This is a genomic window from Pseudomonadota bacterium, from assembly GCA_041395565.1.
GTDB lineage: Bacteria > Pseudomonadota > Gammaproteobacteria > UBA9214 > UBA9214 > UBA9214.
The window spans coordinates 372429-389685 of the sequence record JAWLAI010000006.1 but is presented as its reverse complement, the minus strand read 5'-3'; the positions used below and the strand labels follow the sequence as shown (position 1 = coordinate 389685).

25 protein-coding genes are annotated in these 17257 nt (G+C 67.9%); 14 read left to right on the top strand and 11 right to left on the bottom strand.

Translation table 11 applies throughout. The features are described 5' to 3' along the window. Positions 1–86: 86 nt before the first annotated feature. The 3 genes from lipB to R3F42_11755 form a co-directional block, all read right to left on the bottom strand. A complete protein-coding gene (lipB, locus tag R3F42_11765) occupies positions 87–695 on the bottom strand; it encodes a lipoyl(octanoyl) transferase LipB (GenBank protein ID MEZ5542709.1) in 609 nt (202 codons plus the stop codon). A gap of 46 nt (positions 696–741) precedes the next feature. Next, positions 742–1008: a DUF493 domain-containing protein gene (locus tag R3F42_11760; protein MEZ5542708.1), complete on the bottom strand. Its 267-nt coding sequence runs from the start codon at positions 1006–1008 to the stop codon at positions 742–744. 63 nt (positions 1009–1071) lie between these two features. Then, positions 1072–1572, bottom strand: coding sequence for a DUF4124 domain-containing protein (locus tag R3F42_11755; GenBank protein ID MEZ5542707.1), 501 nt, complete (start codon positions 1570–1572; stop codon positions 1072–1074). Between the two features lie 270 nt (positions 1573–1842). Here R3F42_11755 and R3F42_11750 point away from each other — a divergent pair, with 270 nt between their 5' ends. Together R3F42_11750 and R3F42_11745 are read left to right on the top strand one after the other, a co-directional pair. Further along, positions 1843–2019, top strand: a complete 177-nt coding sequence (locus R3F42_11750; GenBank protein MEZ5542706.1) for a hypothetical protein — start codon at positions 1843–1845, stop codon at positions 2017–2019. 73 nt (positions 2020–2092) lie between these two features. Then, positions 2093–2470: a hypothetical protein gene (locus tag R3F42_11745; GenBank protein MEZ5542705.1), complete on the top strand. Its 378-nt coding sequence runs from the start codon at positions 2093–2095 to the stop codon at positions 2468–2470. Here R3F42_11745 and R3F42_11740 read toward each other — a convergent pair. Next, a complete protein-coding gene (locus tag R3F42_11740) occupies positions 2467–2748 on the bottom strand; it encodes a hypothetical protein (GenBank protein ID MEZ5542704.1) in 282 nt (93 codons plus the stop codon). The two genes, R3F42_11745 and R3F42_11740, sit on opposite strands and share 4 nt — an antisense overlap. Before the next feature lie 201 nt (positions 2749–2949). Here R3F42_11740 and R3F42_11735 point away from each other — a divergent pair, with 201 nt between their 5' ends. The 4 genes from R3F42_11735 (at position 2950) to R3F42_11720 (ending at position 5737) form a co-directional block, all read left to right on the top strand. Beyond that, on the top strand, positions 2950–3831 hold the full coding sequence (locus R3F42_11735; protein ID MEZ5542703.1) for an alpha/beta fold hydrolase: 882 nt from the start codon (positions 2950–2952) through the stop codon (positions 3829–3831). A 188-nt stretch (positions 3832–4019) separates the two neighbouring features. Beyond that, positions 4020–4883 (top strand): rhombotarget lipoprotein, encoded by an 864-nt coding sequence (gene rhlP / locus R3F42_11730; protein MEZ5542702.1) that lies wholly within the window; start codon positions 4020–4022, stop codon positions 4881–4883. Positions 4884–5015: 132 nt separating this feature from the next. Continuing rightward, positions 5016–5495 carry a phosphohistidine phosphatase SixA gene (gene sixA / locus R3F42_11725; protein ID MEZ5542701.1) on the top strand — a complete coding sequence of 160 codons (480 nt, stop codon included), beginning with the start codon at positions 5016–5018 and terminating at the stop codon, positions 5493–5495. Further along, positions 5492–5737 (top strand): hypothetical protein, encoded by a 246-nt coding sequence (locus R3F42_11720; protein ID MEZ5542700.1) that lies wholly within the window; start codon positions 5492–5494, stop codon positions 5735–5737. Before sixA ends, R3F42_11720 begins: the two co-directional genes overlap by 4 nt. On the opposite strand, the gene R3F42_11715 is transcribed toward R3F42_11720, so the two are convergent. Both R3F42_11715 and R3F42_11710 read right to left on the bottom strand, forming a co-directional pair. Further along, the gene (locus R3F42_11715; GenBank protein ID MEZ5542699.1) at positions 5734–6264 is read right to left on the bottom strand and encodes a TlpA disulfide reductase family protein; all 531 of its coding nucleotides are present in this window, start codon (positions 6262–6264) and stop codon (positions 5734–5736) included. The genes R3F42_11720 and R3F42_11715 overlap by 4 nt on opposite strands. Further along, positions 6261–6833, bottom strand: coding sequence for a hypothetical protein (locus R3F42_11710; protein ID MEZ5542698.1), 573 nt, complete (start codon positions 6831–6833; stop codon positions 6261–6263). The genes R3F42_11715 and R3F42_11710 overlap by 4 nt, the downstream gene beginning before the upstream one ends. Before the next feature lie 70 nt (positions 6834–6903). Between R3F42_11710 and R3F42_11705 the strand changes: the two genes are divergently transcribed. Together R3F42_11705 and R3F42_11700 are read left to right on the top strand one after the other, a co-directional pair. After that, complete coding sequence (locus tag R3F42_11705) at positions 6904–7905, top strand: DUF1028 domain-containing protein (GenBank protein ID MEZ5542697.1); 1002 nt, start codon at positions 6904–6906, stop codon at positions 7903–7905. Then, positions 7902–8402: a heme-binding protein gene (locus R3F42_11700; GenBank protein MEZ5542696.1), complete on the top strand. Its 501-nt coding sequence runs from the start codon at positions 7902–7904 to the stop codon at positions 8400–8402. Before R3F42_11705 ends, R3F42_11700 begins: the two co-directional genes overlap by 4 nt. A gap of 23 nt (positions 8403–8425) precedes the next feature. Here R3F42_11700 and R3F42_11695 read toward each other — a convergent pair whose 3' ends face one another. Beyond that, positions 8426–9625 carry a glycosyltransferase gene (locus R3F42_11695; protein MEZ5542695.1) on the bottom strand — a complete coding sequence of 400 codons (1200 nt, stop codon included), beginning with the start codon at positions 9623–9625 and terminating at the stop codon, positions 8426–8428. Between the two features lie 24 nt (positions 9626–9649). Then, positions 9650–10465 (bottom strand): UDP-2,3-diacylglucosamine diphosphatase, encoded by an 816-nt coding sequence (locus tag R3F42_11690; protein ID MEZ5542694.1) that lies wholly within the window; start codon positions 10463–10465, stop codon positions 9650–9652. 129 nt (positions 10466–10594) lie between these two features. Here R3F42_11690 and R3F42_11685 point away from each other — a divergent pair, with 129 nt between their 5' ends. Further along, entirely contained in the window at positions 10595–10972 is a 378-nt protein-coding gene (locus R3F42_11685) for a diacylglycerol kinase (protein MEZ5542693.1), read from the top strand. On the opposite strand, the gene R3F42_11680 is transcribed toward R3F42_11685, so the two are convergent. After that, on the bottom strand, positions 10965–11522 hold the full coding sequence (locus R3F42_11680) for a phosphatase PAP2 family protein (GenBank protein ID MEZ5542692.1): 558 nt from the start codon (positions 11520–11522) through the stop codon (positions 10965–10967). The genes R3F42_11685 and R3F42_11680 overlap by 8 nt on opposite strands. Positions 11523–11780: 258 nt before the next feature. Here R3F42_11680 and R3F42_11675 point away from each other — a divergent pair, with 258 nt between their 5' ends. Continuing rightward, positions 11781–12800 (top strand): glycosyltransferase family 1 protein, encoded by a 1020-nt coding sequence (locus R3F42_11675; protein ID MEZ5542691.1) that lies wholly within the window; start codon positions 11781–11783, stop codon positions 12798–12800. Here the strand turns inward: R3F42_11675 and R3F42_11670 are convergent. Next, on the bottom strand, positions 12790–13827 hold the full coding sequence (locus R3F42_11670; protein MEZ5542690.1) for a medium chain dehydrogenase/reductase family protein: 1038 nt from the start codon (positions 13825–13827) through the stop codon (positions 12790–12792). The genes R3F42_11675 and R3F42_11670 overlap by 11 nt on opposite strands. A gap of 76 nt (positions 13828–13903) precedes the next feature. Here R3F42_11670 and R3F42_11665 point away from each other — a divergent pair, with 76 nt between their 5' ends. After that, positions 13904–14089, top strand: a complete 186-nt coding sequence (locus tag R3F42_11665; GenBank protein MEZ5542689.1) for a hypothetical protein — start codon at positions 13904–13906, stop codon at positions 14087–14089. Between the two features lie 9 nt (positions 14090–14098). Here the strand turns inward: R3F42_11665 and msrA are convergent, their stop codons facing one another. Beyond that, positions 14099–14719: a peptide-methionine (S)-S-oxide reductase MsrA gene (msrA, locus tag R3F42_11660; protein ID MEZ5542688.1), complete on the bottom strand. Its 621-nt coding sequence runs from the start codon at positions 14717–14719 to the stop codon at positions 14099–14101. 164 nt (positions 14720–14883) lie between these two features. Here msrA and R3F42_11655 point away from each other — a divergent pair, with 164 nt between their 5' ends. From R3F42_11655 to R3F42_11645, 3 genes are all read left to right on the top strand, one after another. Then, on the top strand, positions 14884–15129 hold the full coding sequence (locus R3F42_11655; protein MEZ5542687.1) for a hypothetical protein: 246 nt from the start codon (positions 14884–14886) through the stop codon (positions 15127–15129). A 63-nt stretch (positions 15130–15192) separates the two neighbouring features. After that, entirely contained in the window at positions 15193–15714 is a 522-nt protein-coding gene (locus R3F42_11650) for a hypothetical protein (protein ID MEZ5542686.1), read from the top strand. Further along, positions 15707–17200, top strand: a complete 1494-nt coding sequence (locus R3F42_11645; GenBank protein MEZ5542685.1) for a DASS family sodium-coupled anion symporter — start codon at positions 15707–15709, stop codon at positions 17198–17200. Before R3F42_11650 ends, R3F42_11645 begins: the two co-directional genes overlap by 8 nt. The last annotated feature ends 57 nt before the right edge of the window (positions 17201–17257 follow it).

The window sequence follows — 17257 nt, the reverse complement described above, 5'->3', positions numbered from 1 at the left end:
CTTGCGCGGCGGGCGCGTGGTCGTCTCGACCTTGATGGGGATGCGGGCGGTCTTCGCCGCGCCGCGCTGCTTTCTGTCGCTGTCGTTCATGGCCGTTGCGCTAGCTGTTCTTCCAAGTGGTCCTGCAGTGCCGTGCTGAGCGCGGCCGGGGTGGTGCATACGCCGAGGTCTGCCAGCTGGGTCACCTCGAGGTCGCGGTAGCCGCACGGGTTGATCCGGGCAAACGGCGCCAGGTCCATGTCCACGTTGAGGCTGAGCCCGTGGAAGCTGCAGCCCCGGCGTACCCGCAGTCCCAGTGCGGCGATCTTGCGCCCCTCGACGTAGACGCCGGGCGCGCCCGCGCGCCGGTGGGCGGGGACGGCCTGTGCCGCGAGCAGGTCGATCACCGCCTGCTCCAGCCGGTTGACCAGCGATTGTACACCCAGTTGCCGGCGCCGCAGATCGAGCAGGGTGTAGACCACCAGCTGTCCGGGTCCGTGGTAGGTGACCTGGCCGCCGCGGTCCACGCGGATGACCGGGATCGTGCCGGGATCGAGCAGGTGCTCCTCCTTGCCGTTACGGCCGAGGGTGAACACCGGGGGATGTTCGAGGAACCAGAGTTCATCCGCTGTCGCCGCCGTGCGCTGTTCCGTGAAGTCCTGCATTTCCTGCCAGGCGGCACGGTAATCGAGCCGGCCGCGGCGGCGGACCCGCAGGGCGTCGACCGCTGCGCCATCCGGACGGATGGGGTGCGCGGGCGGGTCACAGCGCCATGATGACGGTGTCACAATCGACCAGGTCCTGGTAGATGGCGTCCAGCTGGGCGCGACTGGTGGCAGTGACGGTCACGGTCACCGAGATATATTTGCCGTGCGTGCTCGCGCGGCTGCGCACCGCGCCCTCGGCCAGGTCGGGAACATGCCGGCGTACGATCTCGACCACGACCAGATCCAGGTCGGTACCGCTTCTGCCCATGGCCTTGATGGGAAACAGGCAGGGAAACTGCAGGGCGCTGTCTTCGTCGTTCATGCGGAATAGCGTTCAATTGTGGACTGGGCAGAGTGTAGCAGCCACCGGGCCCGCCGCGGTCGTTCAGTGCCGCTCCGGCTCGATCACGAGCTTTTTGTTGCGTTGCGGCGGCGGCCGCTGCGGCGGACGCTGCGGGTATTCGTGCGCATGCGGGTAGGGACGGTAACCAAAGCGCTGCCAGGGATACAGCGGATACCACACCTCGGTGCGTGCCTCCGCCGCCTCCGGTGGTTGTGCCGCCGCGGCAGCGGCTTCCGCCGCCGCCCGCTGCGCCTCGGCCTGGAGCCGCCGGATCTCCGCGCGCCGGCGTTCCTGCTCCAGGCGCCGGGCCTCCATGCGGGCGGCCTGGTTGGCCACGGAATAGTAGTCGTCCGCCATGGGCGGGGGCAGCACGGGCGCGGGCTCGAGTTCCAGCGTGGCGTGTTCCGTCGCCGCGTCCGGCGGCGGGCTCTCGCTGTAATGGGTCACGCCGTCCGCGTCCGTCCAGGAATAGACCGGCGCGCTCCCGCCGCTCACCGGCAGGCATGTCAGCACACCCCAGCACAACCATCCCGCAAGCTTCATTGCGTCACCTCGCTGTTCTGACCCCTGCCGTGTCGTCGGGTTCAGGATAGCGCAACCGCCGGCGCCGGCGCAGTAGCGCGGCCGTCCTGCGGGCCCGTCCGCCTGACCCCGTTTCCCGTCAAATATCTTGCGAAAACAGGATGCTGTAGACATTTCGACGGTGCCCCGGCCGGGCCTGCCGGGGGGCGTCTAAAGCGCGTTTCCGGCATGGCCGATAGACCTCCAGAGCCCAGCCGGTTGGCACCGCAGATTTCCCAGGGGGGAGCAGTCATGAGCGCAGTCACTCAGGATGTGGTACCGAAAAAGAAACGGGGGAGGAAAAAACGGCGCAAGGGGATGGCCGCGCTCAAGGCGCTGCGCAAGGCCCTCGCCAGGCGCAAGCTCGAGATGATGCAGGAAGACGAACTCCTGAAGGAACAGCTCTACGACGTGTTCGCCGACGAATAGTCACCGCGGCAGTGTCACTCCGTCCGGCCGGTCCTCCGGCCGTTTTTTTGCCCGGCGCGCGCTAGAATCGGGTATGGCCGCCGGCAAACTCCAGCTAACCTGCGACACCGAGGTCAGGGATATCCTGTGCGGAGCGATCCGCGCGTATGCCGCCGCCGCCTATCCTGCCGGCGGTTCGGACTGTGCCCAGGTCGCGCGCTATACCCTGGATGCGCTGGCGCAGCAGATCGAGGCCGGCTGCACCGGCGCGCCGGGCCGGGTCGAGATCAGCCGGCGTCCGCGGGCCATGGTCAGGGCGGCCCTGCAATATCATTTCGATTGCCTGGATGCGGAAGCGGCGCACGTATCATCGCGCCAGCGCGCACTGTTCGAGGCGCTCCTGCGCGGGGAGGCGGTAACCCGGGATGCGCTGGCGGCGGCGCGGGTCGCCGATGCGGCCGGGCAGGCCTAGCCGATCCAGGCCTGCAGGGCGGCGATGATCTTTTCCGCCTGCTCCTTGCTCGAAATATTGAATTTCGATTTCATCTGGTATTCGCCGCCGCGCTTCTGGTATCGGCGAATGGAGTACTTGTCCGGGCCATAGGCCTGCTTGGCGCGGTCCCAGTCCTGGTACCGGTAGATCACCGTCGACCAGGCGCCCTTGGTCAGGATCTGCTTGTCCAGTTCCTTCACGGTTTCGATGCCGTCTTCCTCATACCGGATGGTCAGTTCATCTACCGTTGTTGCCATGGTCGCTCCACTGTCGTTGCTGTGCCGTGATCCGCCCGCCGCGGGGAGGCGGGGTAATGGTGGGCCATCATACGGATTTCTGTACGAGCCGGAAGGGCTGCGGATAAATCGATGTATATCAGTGCGATTGTGGCTTGCCGCCGGGCGGCGGGCTGCCGCTGCGGCGGTTCCCGCGCTATGCTTGGCGGACTGGTGATCCCCATGTCCACTCGCAAGGAACAACTGCACGGCGCGCGCCCGGATCACCGGCCGTTGCCGCCGGGACTGCGCGTCATGCGCTTCCTGTTCGGGCCGGTCGGCGGGCTGGCGCCGCGGCTGCTGGGGCGCTGGGCCTACGCGCTCTGGTTCAGTACCCGCCGTTTTCCGGAATCCGCCGCCGGCCGGCAGGCCGCGTACGCGTCGCTGCGCGAGACACTCATGGTGCGTGATATCCCGGTGGCGGTCTATCGCTGGGGCAGCGGGCCCGCTGTGCTGTTCATGCATGGCTGGTCCGGACGCGGCAGCCAGGTGGCCGCGTTCGTGGAACCGCTGGTCAATGCCGGCTACCAGGTCATCGCGCTCGACGCCCCGGGGCACGGCGCGACCCCGGGTACCCGCACCAATGTCCTGGAATGCGCCGAGGTGCTGCTGGCGCTGGGTCGGCAGCACGGTCCGCTGCACGGGGCGATCACGCACTCGTTCGGGGGCATGGTGCTCGCCTACGCGATGAATCACGGCCTGGCCGTGCAGCGCGTGGTCTGTATCAGCGCGCCGGCCGATGTCGATTTCCTGCTCGAGAGTTTCGCCGCCACGCTGAGCCTGCACCCGGCCGTGGTGCGGGACCTCGACCGGCGGCTGGAGGCGCGCTTCGCGGGGGATTTCCGCGCCCGCATCTCCACCGAGAACAACGTGCGCCGACTCGCGGGTCCCGCCCTGATCGTGCACGACGAACTCGACAGCAGCGTGCCCTGGCAGCAGGGGGCGCGCATCGCCGCGGCCTGGCCCGGGGCGCGCCTGCTGAAGACCCGCGGGCTGGGCCATGGTCGTATCCTGCGCGACCGGGAGACGGTGCGCACGGTGGTGGATTTCATCGCCGGGCGTTGATCCTGCCGCGCGCATGCCCCGGCACCGGGGCCGGTCCCCGGGCGGGCGATCCCGGTGCCTGGCCTTGCGGCGGTCCGCTCATGTAGCATCGGCTACGCGCCGCTGTGTGCGTCGCGCCAGGACGACCGCCGCGACGGCCGCGCTGGCGCGGGTGTGCGGCACGGGTTCCATTCAACGGGGAGGAGATTATGCGATTCAGTTGCGGGCGTGTCCTGCCGGTGTTGCTCGTCGCGCTGCTGGCGTCGGGGTGTACCACGCTGTGGCAGGATTATTTCGAAGGCCGGCATGCCAGGCAGGGCGTCTCCAGCAGCCTGGTGGATTATCTCTACCCGGACGGCAAGATCCCGCCGAAGCACGACCAGAACATCCCGCACCTGGAGGTGCCCCTGCACGTCGGACTGGCGTTCGTGCCGGCCGGTACCAACAACACCCCGGGACTGTCCGAGGCCGGCAAGGCGCAGTTGCTGGAGCAGGTGCGGCAGCGCTTCGCCGACCGCGATTTCATCAGCGAGATCACCATCATCCCCGACACTTATCTGCGCTCCAGCAAGGGCTTCGAGGGCGTCGACCAGATCGCGCGGTTGTACGGGCTCGACGTCATGGCGCTGGTATCCTACGACCAGGTCGCCAACAGCGACGACAACAAGGCCTCGCTGTTCTACTGGACCATCGTCGGTGCCTACATCATCAAGGGCAGCGATACCGACGTACAGACCTTCGTCGATACGGCGATCTTCGACGTCAACACGCACAAGCTGCTGTTCCGGGCGCCGGGCGTGCACCGTGCCTCGCGTACCAGTACCCTGGTGGGCAGCGGCAAGGTGCTGCGCACGGCGCGCGAGGAGAGTTTCGCCGCCGCGATGGCCGACATGACCGGCAATCTCGAGACCGAACTCGACAGCTTCCGCGAACGCATCAAGCAGGACAAGAGCGTCACCGTGTCCTACCGCGACTCCTACCGCGGCGGTGGCGGCGCCGTCGATCCGCTGCTGCTGGCCGCGCTGCTGGTCGTCCTGGTCGTGCGGCAGCTCAGGTGCGGGCGTAGCTGCTGAGATGTTGCATCCCCGTCCCACGCGGCCTGCGCTCAGCGCCCGTGCATCCCGCCTCGCCATGCCGGCCGGGGCCGCCCGGCAGCGCCGCGGCGGTCCGGCGGCAGGTGCGCCAATGCTGCCGGGAACGCCGGCATGAAGCTCTACCTCGCGCAGCATGGCCAGGCACTGAGCGAGGCGGAGGACCCGCAGCGCCCGCTGAGCGAGGCCGGGCGCGCGGAGGTGGAGTGCGTCGCGCGCGCGCTGGGTGCGGCCGGTGTGCGGGTGCAGCGGGTCTGGCACAGCGGCAAGCCGCGGGCGCTGCAAACCGCGGAAATCCTGGCCCGGCGTGTCATGCCGCGGGGCCGGGTCGAGGCGGTCACGGGACTCGGGCCGAACGCTGCGGTCGGGGAATTCATCGCCGACGCCGATGTCTGGCAGGAGGATGTCCTGGTGGTGGGACACCTGCCGTTCATGGCGCGGCTGGTCGCGCTGTTGTTGGTGCAGGATGCGGAGCGGGAGCTGGTCGGCTTCCGGCCGGGTTCCGTGCTGTGCCTGGCGCGCGGCGCGCACGAGCGCTGGGTGCTGGAGTGGCTGCTGCGCCCGGAACTGTGCGGCGCGGCGGGTGCGTCATGAGCCTGCGCGGTATCGTCCCGCCCGATCCCGAAACCGGCGTATCGCAGGAGCGTTTCGCCGTGATCTTCACGCCGCGACCGAGCCGCAAGCGCTACCCGGCCGGTTGCGTCGAGTTGTTCCCCACCCGTGCGGCGGCCTGCGCGGCGGCCGACCCGGCACGGCAGCGCCACGCCGCGCGTGTCGTGGGGCCCTCCAAATCCTCGGAGGGTCAGTTCATCTATTACCTGCTGGAGTGGCTCTAGCGCGCGGATTGTGCCGGCGCGAGCCGGTGCAGGAATCCGACGTAGGCCGGTTCTGTCCACGGGCGTCCGCCGAGGGCCTGATAGCGGATCCTGCCGGCAGGGTCGACCAGGAAGGTCGCGGGCAGGCCGCGCGGTTGCCAGGCTTCCGTGACCAGTCCGTCGCTGTCCAGCAGCGGGACGAGGTCGGGTGCGACGGCCGCCAGGAAGGCAAATACCTCGTCTTCGGTCTCGGCCGTGTTGACCAGCACGATCTCGAGATCCGTGTCCCCGAGCAGCGGCAGCAACTGCTGAATGCTGGGCATCTCCCGGCGGCACGGCCCGCACCAGCTCGCCCAGAAGTGCACGAAGCGCCAGTGCCCCTGTGTCTGCGCGAGGTCGTAGGGCGTACCGTCGAGGTCGGCCAGCGCGAGTGCCGGCGCGGGTACGCCGTCCACGTGCAGGATACCGGGGGGCAGATCGGTGCCGTGCGCGGTCACTGCCGGCAGCAGCACGCAGAGGAGGCAGGCGAGGCGGAGCGCGGCAGTCATGGCGTCGCCGCCGCCTGGCCGCACTGGATGCCGCCGAAGCCGACGGCGAGCGCCTTGCCCTGACGCCCGGCGCCGACGGGAAAACGGGCCGCGACGGTCAGCGTGCCGGTGTCACCGGGAAATACGAGGTTGCCGCCGACCGATTCGTCCGGCTGCAGATCGCGCAGCGCCGGCAGCTGGGTCCAGCCGAAGGTGGAGCGGCTGGCCTGGCGCAGGTCGATCTCGTCCCACTGCGCGTTCCAGTCCGTGCCCGCGAGACGGTGCAGCGGCTGGCCGGCGCTGGTGAAGGTCCATTGATCGAGATCCAGCCAGATGATATCCCGACTCCGGTTCTCGATATGGACGGTCACGAAGCAGGTCCTGCGGATACGCTCGATCGCCGCAGGCGGAAAGCCCCGGGCCTCGTAAAACGCGGCCATCTGCTCCGGTGTGCGCGGTATCAGCACGACCTGCAGCGCGTCGGTCTCGACGTAGGGTCCGCGCAAGGCGCGCGGTTCCGCGGCCTGGGTCAGCGCGGGCGGCAGCAGCAGGAGCAGTGCCAGGGTGACATGGGGCGGGATGGTTCGCATACTATGTGCCGGGACTGCTGGAGCGACAGCGTTGCATGAGTGTGCACGGTATGACCTGCGGAGACAAGGCATGCGCGCCCTGATGGTGCTGCTGGTGATCGGCTGCCTGCTGTCCGCCGCGCAGGCGGCAGCGGAGCCGCGGCGTCCGGTGCATACCTATTCGATCGTGGCGCGTGACCCGGATACCGGGGAACTCGGCGTCGCGGTGCAGTCGCACTGGTTCGCGGTGGGCACACTCGTGCCATGGGCGCGCGCCGGGGTCGGCGCGGTCGCCACCCAGTCTTTCATCGACGTGCGCTACGGCGTGGAAGGACTGGCGCTGATGCAGCAGGGCAGCTCCGCGCCGGAGGCCCTGGAGCGGCTGCTGCACGATGATCCCACGCCGGCGCTGCGCCAGGTCGGAATGATCGACGCCCGGGGCCGCATTGCCCAGCATACCGGCGGCCAGTGCATCGCGTACGCCGGTCACCTGGCCGGCGCGGATTTCGCGGTCCAGGCCAACCTGATGTCCGGCAGCGGCGTGCCCGCGGCCATGGCCGCGGCCTTCCGCGCCGCCCGCGGCACTCTCGCCGAGCGCATGCTGGCGGCGCTGGAGGCGGCGCAGGCGGCCGGCGGCGATCTGCGCGGAAGGCAGTCAGCCGCGCTGCTCGTGGTGCGCGGACAGGCGACGGCGCGGCCCTGGGAGGACACGCTGGTGAACCTGCACGTGGAGGACAACCCGGCGCCGCTGCGCGAACTGCGCCGCCTGCTGACGCTGGAGACCGCCTACGATCAGATGAACGCCGGCGACCATGCGCTCGAGCGCGACGACATCGACGGCGCGCTCGCGCATTACAGCGCGGCGGAGGCGCTGGCCCCGGAGAATGCCGAGATGAAATTCTGGCACGCCGTCTCGCTGGTGAATGCGCAGCGCGTCGATGCCGCACTGCCGGTATTCGAGCAGGCATTCAGGGCGGATCCCGGCTGGCGTGTGCTCGTGCCGCGCCTGGTCGATGCCGGACTGCTGGAGGTGGCCCCGGATACGCTGCAGCGCATCCGGGGCCTGGGACTGCAACAGGAGGTGGAGCCATGAAAGCAAGACTGTACGAGTGCCTGGCGCTGGCTGCCGGCATGGTGGCTGCCGTGGGCGCCGGGGCCGAGGATGTGGTGCCGTCGCGCCTGCTGGGCCTGGACCTGGCGCGCGACATTGCGCAGGGCGCGATCGACGCCTGCCGCAAGGACGGCTACCAGGTCGCCGTGGTGGTGACGGACCGCAGCGGCGACCCCGTGGTCGTGATGCGCGATGTGTTCACCAGCAAGTACATGCTGCAGCTGGCGCAGAACAAGGCCAATGCCGTGGTGATGTCGGGCCTGGCGTCCGGTGCGCTGCGCCAGAACATGGCGGCGGTGCGCGACGAGTTCAACGAACTTGACGGCGTCCTGCTGCTCGAGGGCGGACTCCCGGTGACGGCGGCCGGCGCGCTGATCGGTGCCGTCGGCGTGAGCGGCGCGCCGGGCGGGGACAAGGATGCGGCGTGCGCGCAGCGCGGACTCGACGGCGTACAGGAGCGCCTGGAATTCGCCGACTGAGCCCGCGCCGCGCCGTGCCGGCGTCAGCCGGCGGGCGCGGTCTTGCGCCGGCCCGGCAGGCGCACGGAAGCGCGGGCGGGCGCGAGGTGTGCGTAGAATTCGGTCAGCCGTTGCGCCATCTTCCCGGCCGACCATTCGCGTGCGTAGTCGCGCGCTTCCTGCGCCAGGCGTTCGCGCAGGCCGGTCCTGCCCAGCACGGCACACACCTTGGCCGCGAAATCACTGACCGTGGCATCGGCAACCAGTGCGCCCCTGCCGGCCGCCAGGATATCCGTGGTGCCGAGCCGGGCGGTCGAGACGACCGGGATCCCGAGCGCCAGCGCTTCCAGCAGCACCAGCCCCTGGGTTTCGGTGGCCGATGCGAAGACGAAAACGTCCCCGCAGCTGTAGCATTCCCACAGCGCGGGGCCGCGCGGCAGGTAGTCGATGAACATGACGTTGTCCTGCAGCCCCATGTCCGCCACCTGCCGCCGCAGCTGCCGGCGCGCCGGTCCCTCACCCGCAATCACGAGCAGGGCATGCGGCAGCACTGCGGCTACCGCCGCGACGACCTCCAGCAGGAAACCGATGTTCTTCTCGTGGGCGACACGCCCGACATGCACCATCACCGGCCGATCCGGCGCGATGCCGTGCTGCTCCCGGAACCGTTGACCCGAGTAGTTGCCATAGCTCTGCGGCTCGAGCCCGGTGGGAATGATACTGATCGGCCGCTGGACGCCGTATCCCCGCAGCACGTCGAGCATGGCCTGTGACGGGACGACCACGGCGGCGAGGCGGTTGCACTGCGCGCGCGTGAAGTAGCGGGCGGCGGCGCGCAACAGCTGCCGCGGGAGCAGCGGGATGTAGTGATACAGATACTCCTCGAAATAGGTGTGATAGGTCTCGACGGCGGTCAGGCCAAGCCGGCGCGCGAGTTGCATGCCGGTCCGGTGCGCGGCGAAGGGGGTCTGGATGTGGAGCAGGTCGAACTGCTGTTCGCGCAACCGGTCCTCGAGTGCGAGGATCGCGCCGGTCCGCATCAGCCTGTCTTCGGGATCGAACGGCAGCCGGCGTGCCGGGATCCTGATGATGTCCGTCTCGTCGTCCGACGGGTAGCCGTAGTCGGGGGCGACCAGGCAGACCCGGTGGCCCTGTTCCGCGAGCGCGCGGCGAAACGTGGCGATCGAGGTCGACACGCCGTTCACGCGCGGGAAATACACGTCCGATAGCATCAGTATATTCATGTGATAGACCGGTCAGTCGTGGGATCAGGCGGCGGCCGCCTGCTGTTCGCCGCGATCGAGATCGATCACGTTGTCGGCGTCGGTCCAGTGCAGGATCTCGAGCCGGCCTTCCCGCGTCTCGACCAGCGCGGTGCAGCTCTCCACCCAGTCGCCGTCGTTGCAGTAGAGGAGGTCGTCGATCTGCCGGAGTTCGGCCTTGTGTATGTGTCCGCACACCACGCCGTCGACGCCGTGAATGGCCGCCTCGCGCACCACCATCGACTCGAAGTCCTCGATGAACTGCACGGCATTCTTCACGCGGTGCTTGAGATAGGCCGACAGCGACCAGTAGGGATAACCGAGCTGCCGGCGCGCCTTGTTGAACCAGTGGTTCAGCGCCAGCACCGCCTGGTAGGCAATGTCCCCGAGCACCGCCATCCAGCGGGCGTAGCGTATGACGCCGTCGAATTCGTCGCCATGCGTCACCAGCAGGCGGCGGCCGTCGTGCAGCCGGTGTATCGCATGCCGCTCCACGGCGATGCCGCCAAAGTTCATGCCGGCGTAGGCGCGCGCGAATTCGTCATGGTTGCCGGGAATGTAGATCACGCGGGTGCCCTTGCGGGCCTTGCGCAGCAGCTTCTGGATCACATCGTTGTGTTTCTGGTCCCAGTACCAGCCGCGGCGCAGCGACCAGCCGTCGATGATGTCGCCCACGAGATAGAGGTAATCCGACTCATTGCGGCGCAGGAAATCCAGGAGGAAATCGGTCTTGCAGCCACGCGTTCCCAGGTGGATGTCGGACAGCCAGATGGCCCGGTAATGCGCGCTGTGGTGCGATTTTGCACTGTGTTCCTCAAGCATGCGTCGACTCCTGTTGGATGCTCCGGTGATGTGCAGTTGTACGTGCCGTTACTGCAGCCGCCGGGGTGGCGCGGCTGGATGCGCAGAATGAGTCTGTGTACACTTGCCGTTCCTCAACAGGGGGTCGACATGGCCAAGCACAATCAGGCGGGCGGGCTGCGGCGGATCTGGAATGCCGGTCTGTATTCGCTGGCCGGTATCCGCGCCGGCTGGGACAACGAGGCGGCGTTCCGCCAGGAACTGGTGTTGTGCCTGGTGCTCGTGCCGGCGGCGTTCTGGGTCGGCGGCAACGCCGTGGAGCGTGCGCTGCTGGCCGGCAGCTGTCTACTCGTGCTGGTCGTGGAACTGCTCAACTCTGCCATCGAGGCAGCGATCGACCGCATCGGCGCCGACCGCCACCAGCTCTCGGGCCAGGCCAAGGACATGGGTTCCGCCGCAGTGTTTTTCAGTCTCTGGCTGGTGTTGCTGTGCTGGGGTACGGTCATATACGAACGGTTCTTCAGCTGACCGTGACGCCACCGAACAGCCCGGAGAGGCTGAAACTGGCCAGTGCGAGCAGCGCGCCGATCAACGCGCCGGCGAGCACGTCGCTCGGGTAGTGCAGGCCCAGGATCATGCGCGAGAGCGCCACGAGCAGGGCGAACGGCAGCAGCACCCACAGCATCTGGGGAAAATAGCTGCACAGCACCAACGTGAAGCTGACCGCATGCAGGGTATGTCCGGAGGGGAAGCTGTAGCGGTCCAGCGGCGGCATCGCGCAGGCCACCCGTGTGGAATGGCGCACAAAGGGCCGTTCGCGTCCGGAGCAGCGCTTGGTGACCTTGTAAACCAGCAGGCCGGCGAGTGCCGTCAGCGCCATGTGCAGGCTGATAAACAGGCCGTCGCGGCCGCCGACGAGCGGCAGCAGCGCCATCAGGCTGTACCAGATGACGCCGTCACCCAGCCGGCTGACGGTACGAAACAGCGCGCGTACCGGGATGCGCCGGCTGAGCCGGTTCAAATACGCGCAGACGCTGATGTCGGCGCTGTCGAGTTTGCGGGCCACGCTGTAAAACATGCCGGCATACGTGGAGGCGGACACGGGTATCGCTCTCCCTCAGCTTTGTCCGTTATCCACACTGCCACTGGATTGCAACAGTTGCGTTACCGTTCCGTGTAGATTTTATGACACCTGCCGCGGCTGCCGCGGCGGCGTAACGCAGCTGTAACCCTGGTGTAATCGTGCGGTAACCTGCGCCGGGAAGAATCTGCGTCCGTGATCGCGCACGCAGCAAATGTCACCACACGGTCTCCGAGTGCACGTACTGTCGCCATCGTGACCGACGCCTGGCTGCCGCAGGTGAACGGCGTCGTCAACACCCTGCAGCATACGTGCGCGGGTCTGACCGAAATGGGTTGCACGGTCCGGCTGCTGACCCCGTTCGACCATCGCACCGTGCCGTGTCCGACCTATCCGGAGATCAGGCTGGCCCTGCTGCCCGCGCGCCGGCTGCACGCACAGCTCGATGCGTTGCAGCCGGACCATATCCACGTCGCGACCGAAGGTCCGCTCGGGCTGGCGGCGCGCAGTTACTGCCTGCGCAACAGTCTGGCATTCACGACCTCGTATCACACCCAGTTTCCCGAATACGTGCGCAAGCGCGTGCCGCTGCCGTTGCGTGTGTCCTATGCCTTCGTGCGGCGTTTCCATGCCGCCGCAGCGCGCACCATGGTTGCCACCGCCAGCCAGGAGGCGTTGCTGCGGCACTGGGGTTTCCGCAACATCGTGCGCTGGTCGCGCGGTGTCGATACCGCCGTCTTCACTCCGGACGAGCGCGAGCCGCTCGCCGTTGCCCGGCCGCTGTTCACCTATGCCGGAAGGGTGGCAGTGGAAAAGAATCTCGAGGCATTCCTCGCGCTCGACCTGCCGGGCAGCAAATGCGTTGTCGGCGACGGCCCGGATCTGGAACGGCTGAAAAAACGCTGGCCCGGTGTTTTGTTTGCGGGGTACCGCTTCGGCAGGGAACTGGCGCGCTACGTCGCCAGCGCGGATGTGTTCGTCTTTCCCAGCCTGACTGATACCTTCGGGCTGGTCATGCTGGAGGCCATGGCCTGCGGCGTGCCGGTGGCCGCATTCCCGGTGACCGGGCCGCGCGACGTGGTCACGCCGGGCGCAACCGGTATCCTCGATCACGATCTGCGCAAGGCCGCGCTGGCCGCGCTCGAGCTCGACCGTGGGCGCTGCCGCGCGGAAGCGCTGCGTCATACCTGGCAGGCGGCCAGCCGGCAGTTCTTCGAGAATCTCGTGCCGGTGTGCGCAGCGCCGGACGGCGCGGCGGCATCGCTTACGCCATGACCAGCACCAGCTTGCCGGTGGTCGCGCCGGATTCCAGCGCACGGTGGGCTGCGGCCACCTCCGTCCAGGGGTAGGGTGTCACCGCCGGCGGGCGTAGCGCGCCGGCAGCCTGCCAGTCGAGGATCTGCCGCATCCCGCGCTGCAGCGTGGTGCCGTGCTCGAAGAGGTAGCTGAGGTTGAAACCGAGGACGCCGCGGTTGCGCGTGGTGAGGTCGAACGGGCTGAAGCGCGGGGTGCGCAGCCAGTCGATCGCCAGGCGCAGGCGGCCCGGTTTGCCCGCGCGCGTGTGCAGCATGCTGTGAAAGCCGTAGATCACCAGACGGCCCGTGGGCGCGAGGTGGCGGTAACTCGCGCCGAGGGTCGCCACGCCATTGGCATCGAGTATCACCTGATAGCCGCCAGGGGCCAGGCGTGCTGCCGTCTGCCAAAGCGCCTGCGTGGACTTGTCGATGACCGCATCCGCGCCCAGTGCCGAGACGTAAGCGGCCTTGTGGGCCGCCCCGACCACGCCGATCACCCGGCAGCCGGCAAGCTTCCCCAGCTGTACCAGCATGCTGCCGACGCCGCCGGCGGCCGAGTGCACCAGCAGCGTGTCTCCGGCATGCGGATGGGCGAGCTCGAACAGCCCGTACCAGGCGGTCAGGGCGACTGTGGGCAGTGCCGCTGCAGTCTCGAATGACAGTGCCGGCGGCAGCGGGAAGACCTGGCGGCGCGGCACCGCCACTGCCGTGGCATAGGCGTTGAAGCGCGTGACGGCGATCACGGCGGTGCCGGGCGCGAGATCGGTCACCGCGGCGCCGGTTGCTCGTACCGTGCCGGCCACCTCGAAGCCGGGCGTGACCGGGTAACCGACGTAATGCCGGGCCGAGGCGTACAGCCCCATGCGGGTCACGCAGTCGGCGTAGTTGACGCCGGCGGCGCGGACATCGATCACTACCGTGTCATCCGCTGTGATTGCGGGTTCCGGGTGCTGTTCGATGACCAGGCGGTCATAGCCGCCGGGTTTGTGGATAACGATCTTTTCCATGCGACTGCCATGCCTTGCAATGGCTCGAATCGACCCGATATTAGCAGGTGAACCGAATCGATATCCGGAGTGTGCTATGGGTGCAGGAATATTTCTCATCGCAGCCGGCATCCTGCTGGTGCTGTTTCCGCCGTTGCTCGCGATCATCGTTGCCACGGTCCTGATCAGCGCCGGCGCCGCGCTGGTTGCCATCGCCTGGCAGGAGCGCAGGCTCGGGCGGCATTACCGCAACCCGACCATCGAGTTCTTCTTCCGGCACTGAGGGCGGCTGCTACCCGGGCTTGCCCCAGAGCTCCTCCAGGCGCGGGTCGCGGCCGCAGCCGAAGCGGTAGAACTTGTAGCGCAAGGGGTTCTTCAGGTAGTAGTCCTGGTGGTATTCCTCCGCCGGGTAAAAGGTGCCTGCCGCGCTGATGCGCGTGACGACCGGGTCTTCGAACGGCTTGTCCCGCTCCAGCGCCGCCTTCGAAGCTTGCGCCAGGCGCTGTTGCTCCGGGGTGTGATAGAAGATCTCGCTGCGATACTGATCCCCCCGGTCGCAGAACTGGCCGTCGGCCGAGGTCGGATCGATGTTGTGCCAGTATACGTCGAGCAATTGCTGGTAACTGACCCGCGTGGGGTCGTAGACGATCTGCACCGCCTCGGCATGCCCGGTCCCGCCGGCGGATACCTCCTGGTAGGTCGGATTCTCCTTGTGCCCGCCGGTATAGCCCGGGGTTGTCGAGATTACGCCGTCGAGTTTGTCGAACGGGGGTTCCATGCACCAGAAGCAGCCGCCGGCGAAGGTCGCCACGGCTGTGCCGGGAGCGGCACTGGCGGGTGCCGCGGTCGCGCAGGCAGCGGCGAGTGCCAGTGGCAGCGCGAGCAGCCAGCGGCGGAGAGCGGGTGTTTTCATGTGCACGTCCTGGCGGTCTGGATCGGTACTGCTAATGGACAGCGCCCCGGGATATTCGTTGCAGGAAAATTTATCTGCCCGATAACAGCGTGTTGCGGATATTCAACGCTCCGGCGCGGTAGCCGATAGTGCAAATGAAGCTATCGTGAATATGAGGTGCCGCGATGGACAGCCACTACCCCACACCCGCCGAGCTCGGTATCAGGATACCCTCCACGCTGCAGCGCGATCGCTTCTGCGCAGGTTTCGAGCATGGCCTCAAGGGCGGTCAGCTGGACCGGGTCGACCACATGAAACTGTCGTTCCGGGAAGGCTTCCGTGCCTCCCGCCGGTACCTGCGCTGGCTGCGCCGTTCCCGGGGCATCCTCGATTTCCCGGCGCGCTGGCGTATCCGCATGACGGCGCTCTGAGCGGCGCGGGCGGTCGTCTGCACCCTGTTTGCGTGCAGCGCGGCGGCGGTCGATAATGCCTGCGTGGCGTTCTCCTGGTACAGCAGACTTGCTCCCGCGGCCCGCGCCGTCTACCGCGCCAGCGACCGGATCCACACGGTTGCGCTGCCGGACCCGGCGCCGCTGCAACCTTGCGCCGTTGCCCTGCAGGCCGCGCTCGCACACGGCGATGCCGCCAGGGTCGGGCTGCACTGCCAGCGGCTGGCCGACGGCATCACCGGCCAGCTCGCTGTCGTTCCCGTGCAGACCCGCGTGCTGAGCGCGCGTCCGCACGATGCGCGCGGCGAACTGCATGGTTTGTACGAGCCCGCTGACCGGCGCCGCAGGGCGCGTATCAGCGTGTGGATGCGCACCGCGCAGCAACGGCGGGTCGTGGCGTACAGGACATTTCTGCGCACCCTGCTGCACGAGCTCTGTCACCACCTCGACTACGAATACCTTGGTCTGGACGATTCGTTCCACACCGAGGGTTTTTACCGGCGCGAGTCCGCGCTGCTGCGGCAGCTCGTTCTCGTCCCGGCGCAGCAGGAGCTGAGTCTTGCCTGAGCGGCGCCACCTGGTCGGCCTGCTGCTCGGACCGGCGCTGCTGCTGGCGCTGCTGGCCCTGCCGCTGCCGGCCGGAATGACGCCCGCGGGTATGCGCATGGCCGCCGTGGCGGCGTTGATGGCAGTGTGGTGGCTGACCGAGGCGATCCCGATCCCCGCCACCGCGCTGCTGCCGGTGGCACTGTTTCCGCTGTTCGGCGTGATGGACGGGGCGGCGGTCACGCGCGCCTATGGCCATCATCTGATCTACCTGTTCCTGGGTGGCTTCCTCATCGCGGTCACCATCGAGAAATGGAACCTGCACCACCGTATCGCCCTGCACACCATTCGCATCGTCGGCGTGACCCCGCGGCGTATCGTCCTGGGTTTCATGCTCGCCACGGCGCTGCTGTCCATGTGGATCAGCAACACGGCTACCACCATGATGATGGTTACCATCGCCGCCGCGGTACTGCGCGAGCTGGAGGGCCGCGGTGGAACCGACGCCGGTGCGGCGGGTTTCGGTGTCGCCCTGATGCTCGGTATCGGTTATGCCGCCTCCATCGGCGGGGTGGCCACGCTGATCGGGACGCCCCCCAATGCCATATTCGCCGGGGTGGTCGAGCGCAGCTTCGGCTACAGCATCAGCTTCGGCACGTGGATGGCCTTCGGTTTGCCCGTCGCGCTGGTGATGCTGGTCTTGACCTGGCTGTACCTGACCCGCGTCCAGTTTCGCTGCGCAGGGGGGCAGTTGCCGGGTGGGCGGGCATACATCCGCGAGCAGCTGCTGCGGCTCGGTCCGATGACGCGCCAGGAACGGCAGGTGGCCGCGGTGTTTCTCACGGTAGCCTGCCTGTGGGTGCTGCGCGGCTTCTACCAGCCGGCGGCACTGCGCCAGGTGCAGGACTCCACCATCGCCATCGCCGGGGCGCTGCTGCTGTTTCTGATCCCGGTCGATCTCAAACGGCGCGAGTTCCTGCTCGATTGGAAAACCGCGGTGACCATACCCTGGGACATCATCATCCTGTTCGGCGGGGGCTTCGCGCTGGCGCAGGGCTTCAACGAGACCGGGCTGGCGCAATGGCTGGCCGACCGGCTGGTCGCGCTGGAGGGCATCGACCTGTGGCTGCTGCTCGCCTGCGTGGTGACGCTGGTCATTTTCCTGACCGAGGTGACATCCAACACCGCTACCGCTTCGCTGCTGTTACCGGTCATGGCGGCGCTCGCGGCTGCTATCGGGGTGCATCCCTTCGGGGTCATGGTGGCGGCGGTGGTGGCCGCCTCGTTCGCCTTCATGCTGCCGGTCGCCACGCCGCCGAACGCCATCGTCTTCAGCAGCCGTTACGTGACGATCCAGCAGATGGCAAAGGCGGGCTTCTGGCTCAATCTGATCGGCATCGTCCTGATCACGGCCTGCGTCTGGTTCCTGCTGCCGCGTGTGTGGGGTATCGATCTGGGTGTCTGGCCGGCAGCCATGCAGCTGCCGGCTCCGGGTCAGCCGGGTTGAGGAACGGCTGCCGCGCCGTTATCGGCAGCCCGGTCCGGCGCCATTGTCCCCGAGTTG